Raw genomic sequence first — 2,639 nt, 5'->3', positions numbered from 1 at the left:
CCGAGCTGATCGTCTGGCTCAACGAGCACAAGATCATCCGGCCCGGCTACACCACCCTGCAAGAGCTGGTCAGCGAAACACTGTCCGCTGAACGTCGGCGCTTGGGTGGCCTGCTGGCGCAAGTGCTGGACGACGCGGCCAAAAACGCGCTGGCCCAGCTTCTGGTACGTGATGACACCCTGTCTCAACTAGCGGCGCTCAAGCAGGATGCCAAAAACTTCGGTTGGCGCCAGATGATCCGCGAGCGCGAGAAGCGCGCCTTGCTGGAGCCGCTGCACCGAATCGCCAAGGCGCTGCTGCCCAAGCTGGGCGTTTCGCAGCAGAACCTGCTGTACTTCGCGAGCCTGGCAAATTTCTACACCGTCCACGATCTGCGCAATCTCAAGGCGGATCAGACCCAACTTTACCTACTGTGCTACGCCTGGCTGCGCTACCGGCAACTCTCCGACAATCTGGTCGATGCAATGGCTTACCACATGAAGCAATTGGAGGAAGAGAGTAGCGCGGGTGCGCAGAAGTCTTTCGTCGCAGAGCAGGTGCGTCGTCAGCAGGACACACCGCAAGTAGGGCGCCTGCTGTTGATCTACGTCGATGACACGGTGGCCGATGCCACACCGTTCGGCGACGTGCGCCAGCGCGCGTACAAGATCATGCCGAAAGATACGCTCCAACTCACCGGCCAGCGCATGAGCGTGAAGCCGGTGAGCAAGCTGGCCCTGCACTGGCAGGCAGTAGACGGCCTGGCCGAACGCAACCGCCGCCATTTGCGACCACTGTACGTCGCACTCGATTTTGCTGACACCGTCCCCGACAGCCCTTGGCTAAAGGCGCTGGCATGGGCCAAGAGTGTGTTCGCCAAGCAACAGCGCCTGTCCCAACGGCCGCTAGCTGAATGTCCGGTGGCCACGTTGCCGAAACGGCTGCGGCCGTACCTGCTGACCTTCGATGCCGACGGCAAACCGACCGGTCTGCACGCCGACCGCTACGAGTTCTGGCTGTACCGGCAGATTAGGAAGCGTTTCAAGTCGGGGGAACTCTACCTCGACGACAGCCTGCAACACCGCCACTTATCAGACGAGCTGGTCTCGATGAACGAGAAGGCCGACACGCTTGCGCAAATGGACATCCCCTTCCTACGGCTGCCGGTGGACGCCCAGCTCGATGCGCTGACGCGGGAGCTGCGCGCGCAGTTGCTGGCATTCAACCGCGAGCTGAAGCGGGGCAAGCTGACGCACCTCACCTACGATAAGGACGCGAAGACGCTGATCTGGCACAAGCCCAAGGGCGAGAATCAGAAGGTGCGCGAGCAGTCGTTCTACGAGCAATTGCCGTACTGCGATGTTGCCGACGTATTCCGCTTCGTCAATGGTCAATGCCATTTTTTGTCCGCGTTGACGCCATTGCAGCCGCGCTATGCGAAGAAGGTGGCCGACGCCGATAGTTTGATGGCGGTCGTCATCGCGCAGGCGATGAACCACGGCAATCAGGTCATGGCACGCACCAGCGACATTCCTTACCACGTGCTAGAGACGACCTATCAACAGTACTTGCGCCAAGCATCGCTCCAGGCCGCCAACGACCGGATCAGCAATGCCATCGCCGCGTTGCCGATTTTCCCCCATTACTCGTTCGACCTGGATGCGTTGTACGGTGCCGTCGATGGTCAGAAATTCAGCATCGAGCGCCCAACCGTGAAGGCGCGCCACTCGCACAAATACTTTGGCCGTGGCAAGGGTGTCGTCGCCTACACGTTGCTGTGTAACCACGTGCCGCTCAACGGCTATTTGATCGGCGCACACGACTTCGAGGCGCACCACGTGTTCGACATCTGGTATCGCAACACGTCGGACGTCGTGCCGACCGCGATTACCGGTGATATGCACAGCGTCAATAAGGCCAACTTCGCCATCTTGCACTGGTTCGGTCCACGCTTTGAGCCGCGCTTCACCAATCTCGAAGACCAACTCCAAGAATTGTACAGCGCCGATGATCCGGCGCTTTACGAGAAGTGCCTGATCCGGCCGGTCGGCCAGATCGATCAGCAGCTCATCATCAGTGAAAAACCGAACATCGACCAGATCGTTGCCACGCTAGGCCTCAAGGAGATGACGCAAGGCACGCTGATCCGCAAGCTTTGCACCTACACCGCGCCAAATCCGACACGGCGCGCGATCTTCGAGTTCGACAAGCTCATCCGTAGCATCTACACGTTACGTTACCTGCGCGATCCGCAGTTGGAACGGAACGTACATCGCTCGCAGAACCGCGTCGAGTCCTACCACCAGCTACGCTCGACCATCGCACAGGTCGGTGGAAAGAAGGAATTGACCGGGCGCACCGACATTGGAATCGAGATCAGCAACCAGTGCGCCAGGCTGATCGCCAACGCCATCATCTACTACAACTCGGCCATCCTGTCGCACCTGCTGACGAAGTGCGAAGCGAGCGGCAATGCCAAGGCCGTGGCGCTGATCACCAAGATTTCTCCGGCGGCCTGGCGGCACATTCTGCTGAATGGGCACTACACCTTCCAAAGCGACAAAATGATCGACCTGGACGCACTACTGGCAGGGCTGGAGTTGGGGTGACGGAATTTTCTGGGGTTCCGGCTTACACCCCCTAGGTATCCTCTGAAAAAG

Annotated in this window: 1 protein-coding gene; it reads left to right on the top strand. The window is 59.5% G+C overall.

Translation table 11 applies throughout. The annotated features are described in order from the left end of the window. Positions 1–2,588: Tn3-like element ISPsy30 family transposase (locus ALO64_RS19355; protein WP_054991783.1), on the top strand; the 2,588-nt coding region annotated here is incomplete at its 5' end. Positions 2,589–2,639: the final 51 nt, after the last annotated feature.

It is taken from the genome of Pseudomonas meliae (genome assembly GCF_001400515.1).
Classification (GTDB): Bacteria; Pseudomonadota; Gammaproteobacteria; order Pseudomonadales; family Pseudomonadaceae; genus Aquipseudomonas; species Aquipseudomonas amygdali.
Note: the sequence above shows the minus strand (reverse complement) of the source record. Positions and strands in the feature narration are given on the sequence as shown.